This is a genomic window from Sinorhizobium sp. 6-70 (assembly GCF_030124375.1).
GTDB lineage: Bacteria > Pseudomonadota > Alphaproteobacteria > Rhizobiales > Rhizobiaceae > Sinorhizobium.
In genome coordinates, this window is record NZ_JASKLS010000011.1 from 22,075 (window position 1) to 36,775 (window position 14,701).

The following is a 14,701-nucleotide window of genomic DNA, read 5'->3' on the forward strand; positions in this document are numbered from 1 at the left end:
CGGGGAGAGGGGATTTGAGCGCCCCGCACGGTTCCTTCTGCGCGCGTGCGGGGAGAAGGTCGCGGGGCGGCGCACTGTATCGCTATTTGCCGCCAACCCGCAGACTTGACGCCCGTCGCAACGCTTCCTATTTTTAGAATCATTCTAAAAAGGTTCTTGTCGATGTTTTTTCGCCTTTTCTCCCGTTTCAAGCGCCCGTTTCTTTCTTTAAGCGAGCAGGAAATCCTCGCGCTGGCGATCTCTTCCGAGGAGGACGACGGCCGCATCTATCTCGCCTATGCGGATGCGCTGCGCGAAAAATATCCGCATTCCGCCAAGGTATTCGAGGATATGGCGGAAGAGGAAAGCCATCATCGCCAGGCACTGATCGACCTGCATGTCGCCCGTTTCGGCAACCGCATCCCGCTGATCCGGCGCGAGCATGTGCGCGACTTCCCGGAGCGCAAGCCCGATTGGCTGATCGCCGAGATGCCGATCGAAAAAGCGCGCGAAGAAGCGGAGGCGATGGAGGAGGCGGCCCACCGTTTCTATGTTGAGGCGGCCGCACGTACACAGGATGCGGCGACGCGGAAGTTGCTCGGCGACCTGGCGATTGCCGAAAAGTCGCATGAATCGCTCGCCCGCCGGCTGGGCGAGAAGCATACGCCTGAAGACGTGCGCGCTGAGGAAGAGCAGACGTCGCGCCGGCAGTTCATCCTTACTTACGTACAGCCGGGCCTTGCCGGCCTGATGGACGGATCGGTCTCGACGCTGGCGCCGATCTTTGCCGCCGCCTTCGCAACCCAGGACACGTGGCAGACCTTTCTCGTCGGCCTTTCGGCCTCGGTCGGCGCCGGCATTTCGATGGGTTTCACCGAGGCCGCCCATGACGACGGCAAGCTTTCCGGACGCGGCTCACCGATCAAGCGCGGACTTGCGTCGGGCATCATGACGGCGCTCGGGGGGCTCGGCCACGCGCTGCCTTATCTGATCCCGCACTTCTGGACGGCGACGGCGACGGCGGCGGCAATCGTCTTCTTCGAACTTTGGGCGATCGCCTTCATCCAGAACCGCTACATGGAAACGCCATTCCTCAGGGCAGCCTTCCAAGTCGTCCTTGGCGGCAGTCTGGTGCTCGCCGCCGGCGTCCTGATCGGCAATGCCTGATGCATGTCGCCCAAAAGTGCGCAGCGGTTTTGGGATAACGACATGCATCGAAAAAGGCACATGCATGTCGCCCAAAAGTGCGCAGCGGTTTTGGGATGACGACATGCATCGAAAAAGGCACACGCATGTCGCCCAAAAAGTGCGCAGCGGTTTTGGGATGACGACATGCATCGAAAAAAGCACATGCATGTCGCCCAAAAAGTGCGCAGCGGGATAACGACATGCAGCGAAAACCGGCATGAAAAAAGGGCCTCAGACCGGGCCCTTTTTTTGATAACTCGCCGCTACCTTGGTCAGTTGCCGACCGAGCCGACGACGATCTCCCCGCCGTTGTCGATGGTCACCCAGCGGCCGCTGTTGTAGGAGGCCTGGCGCTTGAGATAGCGATAGGGTGTTTGGGTCCAGAGCTTCACCCTGTTCTCGAGGTTGTCGAGGATAAAGTCGCCCTGCGCGGTGCGGACGGTTAGGACCGCATGGCCCTCGCCATCAGGCTTGCGCACGACAGTCATTAGCAACTGACTGGCAGAAAAGCCTCGCTTCATCAGCCGGCGGCGTTTTTCGAGCGCGAAGTCTTCGCAATCTCCGGTGGTAGTCGGATAGGACCAGACTTCGTCCCTGCCGAAAACCTGCTGGTCGGTTACGGGCGTGAACTCGCGGTTGACCTGGGCATTGACCTGGCGGATGACGGCCCAGCCACGGTCGGTAACACGCGGCGCGACGGTGGTCTTGGACCGCGCACCGCACTCACCGCGATACTTCTGGCAAAACTCGTAATGCCCGATCGGCTGGGAGGTTACCGAGCCGGTCTGCATCCATGGAGAGGGCCCCGCCTGGGCGGGTATTGCCGTGTTTGCTGAAATGAAAACTGCGCAGAAAGCCGCAATGCTTGCCTTAACCCCTGTCCAAGACGCCATACAGATCCCCTGCAACGCGGCGTACCGGTTCTTCCTGTCCGGACCTATCCGCGCAATCCTGAGTTGACGACAGCTTCTGTAGGATTTCCCCCGAGCGCTGCTCTAATCGTTAACAAAGAGTTAATATTGTTAGATCGTTGGAGTCAATCTTCTGATTCGCGGATCAGCCTTTATGGTTAAAAACGCCGAGAATTGGCGGCAATAACGCTTGCGCCGCAACAGCGTTGCACGGCGCGCAATGAAAAGAAGGCTGGCGGCGTGGTCGTCAGGCTTGCGTCAGCATCGCGCCGATCGCCTGTTTCAATTTGGCAATATCCTCGTCGCGCGAGAGCCGATGGTCGCCGTCGCGAATGAGGGTCATCACGACATCGTCCGCGGGCATGTGCTCCATCAGCTTCAGTGCATGGGTATAGGGCACATCGGGATCGCGCATGCCCTGGAGGATATGGACCGGACAGCCCGTTTCGACCGGGCCCGAAAGCACGCGATTGGCGCGGCCGTCATCGATCAGAGCACGGGTGAAGATGTTGGGCTCGGGACTGTACTGCGACGGCTCCTCGAAATAGCCGCGTTCGGCAAGCGAGGTTTTCTCGGCTCTCGTGAGATTGGGTTCGATCAGCTCCGCGGTGAAGTCCGGAGCGGGGGCGATCAGCACGAGTCCTGCGACGCGGTGCGTCTCGCCTCCCCGTTTGAGCTCCTGAATGAGCCGCAACGCGACCCAGCCGCCCATCGAGGAGCCGACGAGGATCAGGCGCGAGGCCGGCGCGGCGTGATCGATGACGGCAAGGCTTTCCTCGATCCAGCGCGAGATCGTGCCGTCCCGGAAGTCGCCGCCGGAGGAGCCGTGACCGGAATAGTCGAAACGGATGCAATCGGTTCCGGCCGCGCGGGCATAGTGCTCGACCTCGACGGCCTTCGTGCCGGTCATGTCGGAGCGATAGCCGCCGAGCCACATGAGGGTGGGGCGCTTCGAGCCCGCGTCCGTGCGAAAGATCCGCATGGCGATCGAGCGCGCGGCCGCGCCGCTGCCCACCTCGATCCGCGTGATTTCAGTTTCGGCTGATGCTGTTGACATCGGAGATCCTCTTGAAAGACGGCGGCCGGCGGCAAGTTCCTTCTAAAACAGATTCGCCTATGCTTCGACAGAGGGTGATTTTCCTTGCGAGCCATGCTATTGACTCTGGCGCCGCAATTCACACATTGCCGTCAGTGACAGTTTCAAGCGCTTCGTTTGAGATCGCGCTGACCGTTCAAGCAGACCAAATATACGTAAATAGCTCGAGGAGAGTACGACCATTCGCAGACCGTTCAAAGCGGACGCCCCAGTTAAAGAGGGGCCGCGCTCAAACAAGGAAATCCGGGTCCCCCGGGTTCAGCTTATCGATGCCGAAGGCCAGAATATCGGCGTCGTTCCGATCGACCAGGCGCTCCGCATGGCGGACGAAGCCGGTCTTGATCTGGTAGAGATCGCACCGAACTCAGAACCGCCGGTGTGCAAGATTCTCGATCTGGGCAAGCTGAAATACGCCAACCAGAAGAAGGCCGCCGAAGCGCGCAAGAAGCAGAAGATCGTCGAGATCAAAGAGATCAAGATGCGTCCGAACATCGACACCCACGATTACGAGGTGAAGATGAAGGCGATGAACCGCTTCTTCGAGGAAGGCGACAAGGTCAAGGTGACGCTGAAGTTCCGCGGTCGCGAAATGGCTCACCAGGAACTCGGCATGAAGCTTCTGCTTCAGGTGAAGGACGACACCCAGGCGATCGCCAAGGTGGAAGCCGAGCCGAAGCTCGAAGGCCGCCAGATGATGATGGTGCTGGCGCCGAAGTGACCGGGCACGCCCACGCATGGTGAATATGACGGGAAGCCGCCGCTTGAGGCGGCTTTTTGTTGGATGAGCATCGCGCCGGCGGCGTTGGTTGCCGAGCGAAGCGACGGTGCTTCGGGTCGCGGCCGGCTCCTTTGTCTCCCCGCTTGCGTTTTTCAAGACGTGCGGGTATAAGCCCCCGTCCGAACGGTCCGGCAGGGCATGCCGTGGCCGTTCTTAACGCTGGAAATAGGCCTCGTCTGCCTGTTTCGCACTATTAAGAACAATGGAGTAGCAAAATGCCCAAGATGAAGACGAAATCGTCTGCCAAGAAGCGGTTCAAAGTCACCGCCACCGGCAAGGTTCGTGCTGCCGCCGCTGGCAAGCGTCACGGCATGATCAAACGTACCAATAAGTTCATCCGCGACGCGCGTGGAACCATGGTTCTCGCCGAGCCCGATGGCAAGAAGGTCGTCAAGAACTACCTGCCGAACGGTCTCTAAGACTTTCAGGCATATTGGACACGTTAAGGAGATCATGACATGGCACGTGTAAAACGCGGTGTGACCGCCCACGCCAAGCACAAGAAGACGCTCAAGGCCGCCAAGGGTTTCTACGGCCGCCGCAAGAACACCATTCGCGCCGCCAAGGCAGCGGTGGACCGTTCGAAGCAGTACGCCTACCGCGACCGCAAGGTTAACAAGCGCAACTTCCGCGCTCTCTGGATCCAGCGCATCAATGCTGCTGTCCGTGAATTCGGCCTGACCTACGGTCGCTTCATCGACGGCCTCAACAAGGCCGGTATCGAAGTCGACCGCAAGGTTCTGTCCGACATGGCGATCCATGAGCCGGCAGCATTCGGCGCTCTCGTCGAAGCTTCCAAGAAGGCGCTCGCCTATCTCAAGGAAGCCGGCACGGCAAACGAGTTTGAAAGCGCTGTCCGTTAAGCCAGCGTTTTCCCAAAACCGTTCTTGAAATTTGTTGGGAAACCCGCGCTGGCAGGGCTGGCGCGGGTTTTTCTATTCGGCGCGTCAAAAAAGAAGCGCGCCGACGGCAGTGACAGATCTCGTCCACGTCCCGGCGCGACGCGATCACATTCTTGAAGATTTGAATCGGTAAGAACCGACATTCCCGCATCGAGGCTGCACGGATGAGTGAACTGGAAACATTGGAACGAACATTGCTGGCGGATATCGATGCCGCCGGCGACGAGGGAGCGATCGAGGCGGTGCGCGTCGGTGCGCTCGGCAAGAAGGGCTCCATTTCCGAACTCTTGAAGACGCTCGGCACGATGTCGCCGGAGGAGCGCCAGACGCGCGGCGCCCAGATCAATGCGCTGAAGAACACCGTGACGGATGCGATCTCCGCCCGGAAGCTGGCGCTCAAGGATGCCGCAATCGCCGAGCGGCTGGCGCGCGAAACGGTGGACATCAGCCTGCCGGTCCGCTCCTCGCCGGCCGAGCGTGGCCGTATCCATCCGATCAGCCAGATCGTCGACGAGATCACCGCGATCTTCGGCGACATGGGCTTCTCGATTGCCGAAGGGCCGGATATCGAGACGGATTACTACAACTTCACGGCGCTGAACTTCCCGGAAGGCCATCCGGCCCGCGAGATGCACGACACCTTCTTCTTCCAGCCGGACGAGAAGGGCGAGCGCAAGGTGCTGCGCACGCACACCTCGCCGGTGCAAATTCGCACGATGGAAGCGCAGAAGCCGCCGATCCGCATCATCATCCCCGGCAAGACCTATCGGCAGGACTCGGATGCCACCCACTCGCCGATGTTCCACCAGGTCGAGGGCCTGGTGATCGACAGGACGGCGAATGTCGCCAACATGCGTTGGGTGCTCGAAGAATTCTGCAAGGCGTTCTTCGAGGTGGATCAGGTGACGATGCGTTTCCGCCCGTCCTTCTTCCCCTTCACCGAGCCGTCCTTCGAGGTCGACATCCAGTGCGACCGTTCCGGGCCGATCGTCAAGTTCGGGGAAGGCACCGACTGGATGGAAATCCTCGGTTGCGGCATGGTCCATCCGAACGTGCTGCGCGCCGGCGGTCTCGATCCGGACGAGTACCAGGGCTTTGCCTGGGGCATGGGCCTCGACCGCATCGCCATGCTGAAATACGGCATGCCGGACCTGCGCGACTTCTTCAACGCCGACGTACGCTGGATGACGCATTACGGCTTTCGCCCGCTCGACATGCCGACGCTCTTCGGCGGTCTTTCCGCTTGATCGCGCGCTGATATTTTTGGGACACAGGTGAAAACATGAAATTCACGCTTTCCTGGCTGAAGGACCATCTGGAAACCGACGCCTCGCTCGAGGAAATCTGCGCCCGCCTGACGATGATCGGGCTGGAAGTGGAGGACGTCGATGACAAGGCGGCCTTCAAGCCCTTCGTCATCGCCAAGGTCGTCTCGGCCGAGCAGCACCCGAACGCCGACAAGCTGAAGGTGCTGATGGTCGACACCGGCAACGGCCAGCCGGTTCAGGTCGTCTGCGGTGCGCCGAACGCACGCAAGGGTCTTGTCGGCGCCTTCGCGGCTCCCGGCACCTATGTGCCCGGCATCGATGTCACGCTCTCGGTCGGCAATATCCGCGGCGTCGAAAGTCGCGGCATGATGTGCTCGGAAAAGGAGCTGGAAATCTCCGACGACCACACCGGCATCATCGATCTGCCGGAGGATGCGCCGCTCGGTACGAGCTACGCGGCTTACGCCGGTCTCGACGATCCGGTCATCGAGATCAACCTGACGCCGAACCGGCCGGATTGCACGAGCGTTCACGGCATCGCCCGTGACCTCGCGGCCTCCGGCTTGGGCACTTTGAAGACGCGCCCCGCGCCGTCCTTCGCGGTCGAAGGCAATACGCCAGTTAAGGTGACGCTCGACCTCGGCGAGGACAAGCATCTCTGCCCCGGCTTCGCGCTCCGCGTCGTGCGCGGCGTCAAGAATGGCCCGAGCCCGGCCTGGGTGCGCCAGCGGTTGAACGCGATCGGTCTGCGGCCGATCAACGCGCTGGTCGACATCACCAATTACCTGACCTTCGACCAGGGTCGGCCGCTGCACGTCTTCGATGCAGCGAAGGTCACCGGCAACCTCACGGTTCGCCGGGCGAAGGAGGGCGAGAAGGTGCTGGCGCTCGATACGCGCGAATACACGCTGTCGCCGGCCAATGTGGTGATTGCGGACGAAGACGGGATCGAGTCGATCGGCGGCGTCATGGGCGGCGAGCATTCCGGCTGCGACGAGAATACCACCGACGTGCTGATCGAATCGGCGCTCTGGGATCCGATGAACATCGCCAAGACCGGCCGCACCCTCGGCATCATCACCGATGCGCGCTATCGTTTTGAGCGCGGCGTCGATCCGGAATACATGGTGCCGGGCCTGGAGCGCGCGACCGAACTGGTGCTGGAACTGTGCGGCGGTACACCTGCCAAGCTGGATGTCGTCGGCTATGAGGGGCATGCGCCCAAGGTGGTCGACTTCCCGGTCTCGGAGGTGAAGCGGCTAACGGGGCTTGAAGTTTCCACGGAAGAGAGTGTTTCGATCCTGATGAAGCTCGGCTTCGGCGTCGAGGGCTCCGGCGAGCGCTTCCGCGTCACCGTGCCCTCCTGGCGCCCGGACGTGGACGGCAAGGCGGATCTCGTCGAGGAAGTCATGCGCATTCACGGCGTCGACAACATCGTTGCGGCTCCGCTCGAAAGCCACAATGTCGTCAACGGCAAGATCCTGACGACGCTGCAGATCCGCACGCGCCAGGCCAAGCGCGCGCTCGCAAGCCGCGGCATGCTCGAAGCCGTTACCTGGTCCTTCATCTCGGAGGAGCAGGCGAAGCTCTTCGGCGGCGGTTCGCCGGCGCTGAAACTCGCCAACCCGATCGCCGCCGACATGTCGGACATGCGGCCTTCGCTGCTGCCGGGGCTCTTGACCGCTGCGCAGCGCAATGCCGACAAGGGCTATGGCGACGTCGCGATCTTCGAGGTCTCCGGGACCTATGAAGGGGATACGCCGGAAGCCCAGCGCCGTGTCGCCGGTGGCGTCCGCCGCGGTACCGCTTCGCTGAACGGCGCTGGCCGGCTCTGGTCGAATGCGGCGAAGGGCGGCGGCAAGCCGGTCGATGTCTTCGACGCCAAGGCCGATGCCATCGCCGTGCTCGAGGCTTGCGGCGTGCCGATGGGCAATGTCCAGTTCGAGGCCGGTGGTCCGGCCTGGTATCACCCCGGCCGTTCCGGCACGATCAAGCTCGGTCCGAAGATCGTTCTCGGCAGCTTCGGCGAGTTCCACCCGAAGACGCTCGATGCACTCGACGTGTCGGGCGCGCTTTGTGGTTTCGAGATCTATATCGACGCCATGCCCGAGCCGAAGAAGAAGGCAACGCGCACCAAGCCGGCGCTGGAGTTGTCGCCCTTCCAGGCGGTCAAACGCGATTTCGCCTTCGTCGTCGACAAGACGGTCGAGGCGGCAGCGATTCTGCGGGCCGCATCCGGTGCCGACCGCAAGCTGGTCACCGGCGTCAACGTCTTCGACGTGTTCGAGGGAGCATCGCTTGGCGAAGGCAAGAAGTCGGTGGCGATCGAGGTGACGATCCAGCCGGTGGAACGTACGCTGACCGACGAGGATTTCGAGGCGCTGACGTCGAAGATCATCGCCAATGTGGCCAAGAGCACTGGCGGCGTGCTTCGCGCCTGACGAAAAATGAGGGCCGCTGCCCGGCAGCGGCCTTCTCCATCGGGATCAGCCCGCGGGTTGCAGCAAGTGCACCGAATGGACCGCTTGCTGTGGATAGGTCTACGAATGGGCGTGCCAGACCTTGTTGACGATCAGCCACCGTCCGTCGATTTTCAGCAGCGACAGGTAATCCGTATAGCGTGAGCCGGCGAATTCATCGACGACCTTCACGCTCGCCGCGTCGCCGGTGATGTGGATCATCTCCACGTCCATGAGAGGCTGTGTTTCCGGCGGTGCCGAGCCTTCCTTCAGGATCGTCGCGATGAAGGCGTCGCGGGTCAGCCATTCGACGGCGTCATCATAATTGCCGACGATCGAGGCGTTCGGGTGGAAGGCCTTGCGCAGCGCCGCCTCGTTGGCGAAGGCCATGCCGTCGACATAGAGGTGGATCACTGCGCTGATCGCCTGCTCTTCGGACATTCCTCATTCCTCCTCTTTTACAGCGCCGCGCGTCCAACCGGACGCGCTAAGGTCGCTGTAGCACCTTGAATTGCTGCATGACTTTGTCCTTAAATCGATTCCGATTTAAGGAATCGTGCAGTAGGCCGACTGCAATACAAGTAGGGCATCGCAGGCGAAATGCGATGCCCTCCCGCATGCCGGAATGTCCGGGTGGCGCCAGAATGTCCGCGAGGCGAATGCGTGTTACTGGTTCGTCAGCGCCAGGGACGCCTCGGCGTAGCGCTTGCCGGCAACAAGGGCCGGCGACAGGATCTCAGCGAGTTTGCTGAGCTCGGCGTCGGAAAGCACGATATCCGCGGCGGCAGCATTCTCTTCCAGGTGCCGGATCCTGCGGGCGCCCGGAATCGGCACGATGAAATCGCCCTGGTTGATGACCCAGGCGAGCGCGAGTTGGGCGGTGGTGATGCCTTTTTGCGCCGCCAGCGTTTCGAGCGTCGAGACCAGGGCCGCGTTGGCGCTCAGGTTTTCTGCCTGGAAGCGCGGCAGCGATCGGCGGAAATCATCGGCGGCGAGATCATCCATCTTGGCGATCGTGCCGGTCAGCATGCCGCGCCCCAGCGGACTGTAGGGAACGAAGCCGATGCCGAGTTCGCGGCAGGTGGCGAGCACTTCCTCTTCCGGATCGCGCGACCACAGCGAATACTCGCTCTGCACCGCCGCGATCGGGTGGACCGCGTGGGCGCGGCGAATGGTGGCGGCACTCGCCTCGGAAAGGCCAAGGGCGCGTACCTTGCCCTGCTTCACGAGCTCCGCCATCGCGCCGACCGTCTCCTCGATCGGCACATTCGGGTCGACGCGGTGCTGGTAGTAAAGGTCGATGACATCGGTCCCAAGCCGCTTCAACGAGGCTTCGGCGACGGCTCTAGCGTTTTCCGGCCGCCCATCGACGCCCTTGATCGCTTCGGCCGCCGGTTTGCCCGGCTCGATGCGGAAGCCGAACTTCGTCGCGATCGTTACCCGGTCGCGCCGGTCCTTCAATGCCTTGCCGAGCAGTTTTTCGTTTTCATAGGGGCCATAAACTTCGGCCGTGTCAAAGAAGGTCACGCCGAGTTCGACGGCGCGATGGAGCGTCCGGATCGATTCTTGCTCGTCCGCCTCGCCATAGGCGAAGCTCATGCCCATGCAGCCAAGGCCGATGGCAGAGACAGTTAGTTCATTTCCGAGCTTGCGGGTTTTCATGGGAGGTCCTTTCAGGCTTAAACGCCGATTTCCGGGCGCGGGAGGCGGCCAGGCTGGCGTCGAAGGATGGTCGTCGGGTGTCGCGTGCGCGCCGGGTTCCGACAACGAGGGGAAAGATAGGGCGACCGTTCGCAGTAGAAAATCTCTGTCAATTCTCACGGGTTGTTCTATTATTTCGATCAATGAACCGTACGCAGTTTTCCCAACTCGCCGTCCTCTCCGCCGTTGCCGCGCATGGCAGCTTCCGCGGCGCGGCAAAGGAACTCGGTGTCGCCCCATCTGCCGTCAGTCATGCCGTCGGCAGTCTCGAGGCAAGTCTCGGCGTGCGACTGCTCTCCCGCACCACGCGCAGCGTCGCACCGACGGAAGAAGGGCGGCGGCTCCTGGAACGGCTGCGTCCGGCACTCGACGAAATCGCCCATGCGCTGGAGGCCGCGGCGGAGGCGCGCGAGCGAGCCGCCGGGAACCTGCGCATCACCGCGCCGCGCTTTGCCGCCGATCTCATCCTTGCACCCCGTCTTGGCGCCTTTCTGGATCGCTTTCCCGATATCGTTCTGGAGATCGCCAACGAAGACGGCTTCACCGACATTGTCGAACAGGGTTATGACGCCGGGATCAGGCTCGGCGAGAGCCTGGAAGCCGACATGATCGCGGTGAAAGTCGGCCCGGACCTCACAAGCGCCGTGGTCGCCGCGCCGTCCTATTTCGAGCGCCACGGAAGGCCGTCGCACCCGCGCGATCTTGCCGCGCACCGCTGCATCCGCCGGCGCTTTTCGAATGGCACGCTCTATCGGTGGGAATTCGAGAAGGAGGGGGAGGAGCTAACCGTCTCGGTGGCTGGCCCCTTGATCCTCGGCGAGGATCGCCCGATCATCAAGGCGGCGCTTGGCGGGGCCGGCCTCGCTTACCTCTTCGAAACGCGGGTGGCTGAATACGTCGCTGCCGGCAGACTGGAGCGTGTGCTCGAAGATTGGTGCGCCCCCTATGCCGGCCCCTATCTTTATTACCCCAGCCGTCGTCAGATGCGCCCGGCGCTCCGGGCCTTCATCGATTTCTTCCGGCACGTCGAGTGACGGCGACCGGCGGCTACAGCGCCGCGCGTCTTATCAGACGCGCAAAGGACGCTGTAGCGCTTTGAATTGCTGCATGCTTTTATCCTTAAGTCGGCTACGATTTAAGGAAACATGCAGTTGTGCCGGCCGCTGCGAACGATCATGCGGCCTTCTTGTTCGCTTGCGCCATGGCGAGTTTCGTCAGTTCCTCGTCGGTGACGAATTCTTCCTTCAGCGTCTTGTCGAGGAGCGATACGGCGTCCTTCAGGCCGATCGTTTGCGCCCAGGTCTTCAAGGTGCCGTAGCGAGCGATCTCGTAGTGCTCGACCGACTGCGCGGCGGAGATCAGGCCGGCGTCGAGTGCAGGAGTGCCTTTGAACTCGTCCATGATCTCCTCGCCTTCGGCAATAATGCCTTCGATCGCCTCGCAGGTTTTGCCCTGTGCGCGCTTGCCGATCATGTCGAACACCTGCTGCAGCCGCTCGACATGGGTTTCCGTCTGTTCCCGGTGCTTCTCGAAAGCAGCCTTGAGTTCCGGTGCCTGCGCGCCGCGCGCCATCTTCGGCAAGGCCCTCAGGATCTTTCGTTCGGCGTAATAGATGTCCTTCAGGGTATCGTGGAACAGATCGTTCAGGTTTTTTTCCTTGGCCATAGTTCGGCGTCCCTTTCGCATCGTGTTTACGGTAGCGCCAACGAAACACCGTCGAACCGCGTTTGTTCCGAGCGTGCGAAATTGCCGCGTAGCCGTGCTCCTCACCTCGAATGTCCGGAGGGAACGGCCTTCTCGCGGCCTCGGGAATCGGGTGGCCGCTTGGCGCCGGATCTGGGATTCCTTTGTCGCTATCGAGAAAGGAACCCGTGATGCCAAGACTTGAAGGAAAGATCGCGATCATAACCGGGGCAAGCTCGGGTATCGGCCGCGCCGCCGCCATGCTTTTTGCCTGTGAAGGCGCAAAGCTCGTCGTTACCGCGCGGCGCGAGCGCGAACTTAAGCAACTCGCGCAGGAAATCGAGGACGCGGGCGGCGAGGCGGCAATCCTCGCCGGCGACATCCGCGACGAGGCGCTGAACGAGGCGCTGGTCGATCTGGCGGTCGCCGCTTCGGCGGGCTGGATATCGCCTTCAACAATGCGGGGACGGTGGGCGCGATGGGCGAACTGCCATCGCTCTCCATCGAGGACTGGCGGAAGACGCTCGACACGAACCTAACGAGCGCTTTCCTTGCAACCAAGCATCAGATACCTGCGATGGTGGCCCGTGGCGGTGGCTCGCTCGTCTTCACGTCGAGTTTCGTCGGACATGCTGCTGGCTTTCCCGGCACCACCGCCTATGCGGCGAGCAAGGCCGGTCTTGTTGGCCTCACACAGTCGCTGGCGGTCGAATTCGGGGCGCGGGGCGTGCGCGTCAATGCGCTGCTGCCGGGCGGGACCGATACGCCGTCCAACCACGCGAACCTGCCGGGTGCGGCACCGGAAACGCGCGGCTTTATCGAGAGCCTGCATGCGCTGAAACGATTGGCGCGGCCCGAGGAAATCGCTGAAGCCGCGCTCTATCTCGCGTCCGACGCGGCGAGCTTTGTCACCGGAGCGGCGCTGTTCGTCGATGGCGGCGTCTCGATCAACCGAACCTGATCTTGCAATCGTCGCGCGCACGGTCACAGTGCGGTCTCGCAAAGGAGGTCGGAGCATGAAGAAACCCGGATCGATGAAATCGCTCGAGGACCTTGGCCGCGTCAGGCTCTCGCAAAACTTCTTCCTGCGGGACTTCCTGCATTCCGAGATTGCCGACTTTTATCGCATTCCGAACATTCCGGACGATCCGGATCTCGCCATCGAGGCGGGGAGGAAGTTGTGCGAGGAACTGCTTGAACCGCTGCAGGCGACCTTCGGTCGCCTCCACATCCGCTCCGCCTATCGAAACCGGGCGGTCAACGCCTTCGGTAATGCCAACAAGCTCAATTGCTCCACCAATGCGGCGACGGCGGCGGACCACATATGGGACATGCGGGACGCCGACGGATGCATGGGCGCAACCGCCTGCATCGTCATTCCCTGGGTTTGGGATCGGGAGCGTGAGGCCGGCGGCTGGCAGAGCCTGGCCTGGTGGATCCACGACCACCTGCCTTATGCCTCGCTCTGCTTCTTTCCAAAACTCTGGGCCTTCAACATCCAGTGGTACGAGAGGCCGCGCCGCACCATCCGAAGCTATGCCGAGCCGCGTGGGCTTTTGACGAAGCCGGGCATGGCCAATCACGAGGGCAGCCACGCGCAGCACTATGCCGGCTTTCCACCGCTCGTGAAGGCAGCGGGCTCATAGTTCATGCCGCCGCAAAACCCTTCTTCGCAAGGGCGAGGGCGTTGTTGCCGCCCCCCCGCCCTCTGTGCCTGGGTCCGCTTTCCGCTATTCGCTCACGTCGTTCAGCCTGCCGATCGCCTCGCCGGAAAGCTTGAGTTCGGCAGACTTCACGAGGCTCGCCAGTTGATCGAGATTGGTCGCGCTGGCGATCGGCGCGGTCACGCCTTTGCGGGCGATGATCCACGCAAGCGCGACTTCCGCCTGTTTCGCCCCGGTTTCCTCGGCAATTTCATCCAGGACGCCGAGTATGCGCATGCCGCGCCCGTCGAGGTATTTTTCGACGCCGCCGCCACGCGCCGAGCCCTCGAGGTCCATGTGCGAACGGTATTTACCGGAGAGGAACCCCCTCGCCAGGCTGAAATAGGTGATGACACCGATTTCCTCGGCGATGCAGAGCTCGCGCAATGGGCCGTCATAGGACGCCCGGTCGTAGACATTATACTCCGGCTGCAGCACGGCGTAGCGTGGCAGTCCCTCCGCCGCCGAAACGTCGAGGGCGTTGCGCAGTTGCGTGGCATCGAGGTTCGATGCGCCGATGGCGCGGATCTTGCCTTGAGCGAGAAGCGCATCATAGGCGGCAAGCGTTTCCTCATAAGGCGTTTCTGGGTCAGGCCAATGCGACAGGTAGAGGTCGATGTGGTCGGTCTGCAGACGGCGCAGCGAATCCTCGACCGCCTGCATGATCCAGCGCCGCGAAAGGCCCTTGCGGTCCGGCCCCAGTTCCGAACCCACCTTGGTGACGATGACGGCCTCGTCGCGCGCACGGCCTGACTGCTTCAGCCACTTGCCGATGATCGTTTCGGATTCTCCGCCCTTGTTTCCGGGCACCCATGAGGAATAGACGTCCGCCGTGTCGACGGCGTTGAAGCCGGCGTCGAAAAAGGCATCGAGCAAGGCGAAGGATGTCTTCTCGTCCGCTGTCCAGCCGAACACGTTGCCGCCGAAAACGAGCGGCGCAATCGAGAGGCCGGTGCGGCCAAGTCTGCGCTTTTCCATGGTTTCGCTCCACAAGGTTGGATGAAAACAAGTCTGCGATTGGGAGGATTGCGGG

Annotated in this window: 15 protein-coding genes and 1 pseudogene; 9 read left to right on the forward strand and 7 right to left on the reverse strand. The window is 62.1% G+C overall.

Translation table 11 applies throughout. The features are described from left to right. Window positions 1-162: 162 nt before the first annotated feature. Complete coding sequence (gene mbfA / locus QN222_RS20520) at window positions 163-1,146, forward strand: iron exporter MbfA (protein WP_283960681.1); 984 nt, start codon at window positions 163-165, stop codon at window positions 1,144-1,146. 293 nt (window positions 1,147-1,439) lie between these two features. On the opposite strand, the gene QN222_RS20525 is transcribed toward mbfA, so the two are convergent. Further along, window positions 1,440-2,060: a transglutaminase-like cysteine peptidase gene (locus tag QN222_RS20525; protein ID WP_283960680.1), complete on the reverse strand. Its 621-nt coding sequence runs from the start codon at window positions 2,058-2,060 to the stop codon at window positions 1,440-1,442. A gap of 265 nt (window positions 2,061-2,325) precedes the next feature. Then, entirely contained in the window at window positions 2,326-3,135 is an 810-nt protein-coding gene (locus QN222_RS20530) for an alpha/beta hydrolase (protein ID WP_283960679.1), read from the reverse strand. 220 nt (window positions 3,136-3,355) lie between these two features. Between QN222_RS20530 and infC the strand changes: the two genes are divergently transcribed. The 3 genes from infC (at window position 3,356) to rplT (ending at window position 4,815) form a co-directional block, all read left to right on the forward strand. Next, window positions 3,356-3,892, forward strand: a complete 537-nt coding sequence (gene infC / locus QN222_RS20535) for a translation initiation factor IF-3 (protein ID WP_180941375.1) — start codon at window positions 3,356-3,358, stop codon at window positions 3,890-3,892. A gap of 275 nt (window positions 3,893-4,167) precedes the next feature. Beyond that, complete coding sequence (gene rpmI, locus QN222_RS20540) at window positions 4,168-4,371, forward strand: 50S ribosomal protein L35 (protein ID WP_012710090.1); 204 nt, start codon at window positions 4,168-4,170, stop codon at window positions 4,369-4,371. Between the two features lie 39 nt (window positions 4,372-4,410). Next, entirely contained in the window at window positions 4,411-4,815 is a 405-nt protein-coding gene (rplT, locus tag QN222_RS20545) for a 50S ribosomal protein L20 (protein WP_012710091.1), read from the forward strand. On the opposite strand, the gene QN222_RS20550 is transcribed toward rplT, so the two are convergent. After that, window positions 4,812-4,997 carry a hypothetical protein gene (locus tag QN222_RS20550; RefSeq protein WP_284005575.1) on the reverse strand — a complete coding sequence of 62 codons (186 nt, stop codon included), beginning with the start codon at window positions 4,995-4,997 and terminating at the stop codon, window positions 4,812-4,814. The genes rplT and QN222_RS20550 overlap by 4 nt on opposite strands. A gap of 21 nt (window positions 4,998-5,018) precedes the next feature. Between QN222_RS20550 and pheS the strand changes: the two genes are divergently transcribed. After that, window positions 5,019-6,101 (forward strand): phenylalanine--tRNA ligase subunit alpha, encoded by a 1,083-nt coding sequence (gene pheS, locus QN222_RS20555; RefSeq protein ID WP_283960678.1) that lies wholly within the window; start codon window positions 5,019-5,021, stop codon window positions 6,099-6,101. A gap of 35 nt (window positions 6,102-6,136) precedes the next feature. Next, window positions 6,137-8,563: a phenylalanine--tRNA ligase subunit beta gene (pheT, locus tag QN222_RS20560; RefSeq protein ID WP_283960677.1), complete on the forward strand. Its 2,427-nt coding sequence runs from the start codon at window positions 6,137-6,139 to the stop codon at window positions 8,561-8,563. 99 nt (window positions 8,564-8,662) lie between these two features. Here the strand turns inward: pheT and QN222_RS20565 are convergent, their stop codons facing one another. Together QN222_RS20565 and QN222_RS20570 are read right to left on the reverse strand one after the other, a co-directional pair. Then, entirely contained in the window at window positions 8,663-9,022 is a 360-nt protein-coding gene (locus QN222_RS20565) for a nuclear transport factor 2 family protein (RefSeq protein ID WP_283960676.1), read from the reverse strand. Between the two features lie 225 nt (window positions 9,023-9,247). Then, complete coding sequence (locus QN222_RS20570) at window positions 9,248-10,243, reverse strand: aldo/keto reductase (RefSeq protein WP_283960675.1); 996 nt, start codon at window positions 10,241-10,243, stop codon at window positions 9,248-9,250. Between the two features lie 182 nt (window positions 10,244-10,425). On the opposite strand from QN222_RS20570, the gene QN222_RS20575 reads away from it, so the two are divergent. Beyond that, window positions 10,426-11,316 (forward strand): LysR family transcriptional regulator, encoded by an 891-nt coding sequence (locus QN222_RS20575; RefSeq protein ID WP_283960674.1) that lies wholly within the window; start codon window positions 10,426-10,428, stop codon window positions 11,314-11,316. A 139-nt stretch (window positions 11,317-11,455) separates the two neighbouring features. Here the strand turns inward: QN222_RS20575 and QN222_RS20580 are convergent, their stop codons facing one another. After that, complete coding sequence (locus QN222_RS20580; protein WP_283960673.1) at window positions 11,456-11,947, reverse strand: ferritin-like domain-containing protein; 492 nt, start codon at window positions 11,945-11,947, stop codon at window positions 11,456-11,458. A 209-nt stretch (window positions 11,948-12,156) separates the two neighbouring features. On the opposite strand from QN222_RS20580, the pseudogene QN222_RS20585 reads away from it, so the two are divergent. Then, window positions 12,157-12,926: pseudogene (locus QN222_RS20585) on the forward strand (SDR family oxidoreductase). A gap of 55 nt (window positions 12,927-12,981) precedes the next feature. Beyond that, complete coding sequence (locus QN222_RS20590; protein WP_283960672.1) at window positions 12,982-13,611, forward strand: hypothetical protein; 630 nt, start codon at window positions 12,982-12,984, stop codon at window positions 13,609-13,611. Window positions 13,612-13,695: 84 nt separating this feature from the next. On the opposite strand, the gene QN222_RS20595 is transcribed toward QN222_RS20590, so the two are convergent. Next, window positions 13,696-14,646, reverse strand: a complete 951-nt coding sequence (locus QN222_RS20595; protein WP_283960671.1) for an aldo/keto reductase — start codon at window positions 14,644-14,646, stop codon at window positions 13,696-13,698. Window positions 14,647-14,701: the final 55 nt, after the last annotated feature.

Coding starts and splice junctions, on each gene's coding strand:
- QN222_RS20550 (WP_284005575.1), bottom strand. CDS start 4,997: ATGTCGGTTCTTACCGATTCAAATCTTCAAGAATGTGATCGCGTCGCG.
- QN222_RS20575 (WP_283960674.1), top strand. CDS start 10,426: ATGAACCGTACGCAGTTTTCCCAACTCGCCGTCCTCTCCGCCGTTGCC.
- QN222_RS20530 (WP_283960679.1), bottom strand. CDS start 3,135: ATGTCAACAGCATCAGCCGAAACTGAAATCACGCGGATCGAGGTGGGC.
- QN222_RS20580 (WP_283960673.1), bottom strand. CDS start 11,947: ATGGCCAAGGAAAAAAACCTGAACGATCTGTTCCACGATACCCTGAAG.
- pheS (WP_283960678.1), top strand. CDS start 5,019: ATGAGTGAACTGGAAACATTGGAACGAACATTGCTGGCGGATATCGAT.
- pheT (WP_283960677.1), top strand. CDS start 6,137: ATGAAATTCACGCTTTCCTGGCTGAAGGACCATCTGGAAACCGACGCC.
- QN222_RS20565 (WP_283960676.1), bottom strand. CDS start 9,022: ATGTCCGAAGAGCAGGCGATCAGCGCAGTGATCCACCTCTATGTCGAC.
- rpmI (WP_012710090.1), top strand. CDS start 4,168: ATGCCCAAGATGAAGACGAAATCGTCTGCCAAGAAGCGGTTCAAAGTC.
- QN222_RS20590 (WP_283960672.1), top strand. CDS start 12,982: ATGAAGAAACCCGGATCGATGAAATCGCTCGAGGACCTTGGCCGCGTC.
- mbfA (WP_283960681.1), top strand. CDS start 163: ATGTTTTTTCGCCTTTTCTCCCGTTTCAAGCGCCCGTTTCTTTCTTTA.
- QN222_RS20595 (WP_283960671.1), bottom strand. CDS start 14,646: ATGGAAAAGCGCAGACTTGGCCGCACCGGCCTCTCGATTGCGCCGCTC.
- QN222_RS20570 (WP_283960675.1), bottom strand. CDS start 10,243: ATGAAAACCCGCAAGCTCGGAAATGAACTAACTGTCTCTGCCATCGGC.
- rplT (WP_012710091.1), top strand. CDS start 4,411: ATGGCACGTGTAAAACGCGGTGTGACCGCCCACGCCAAGCACAAGAAG.
- QN222_RS20525 (WP_283960680.1), bottom strand. CDS start 2,060: ATGGCGTCTTGGACAGGGGTTAAGGCAAGCATTGCGGCTTTCTGCGCA.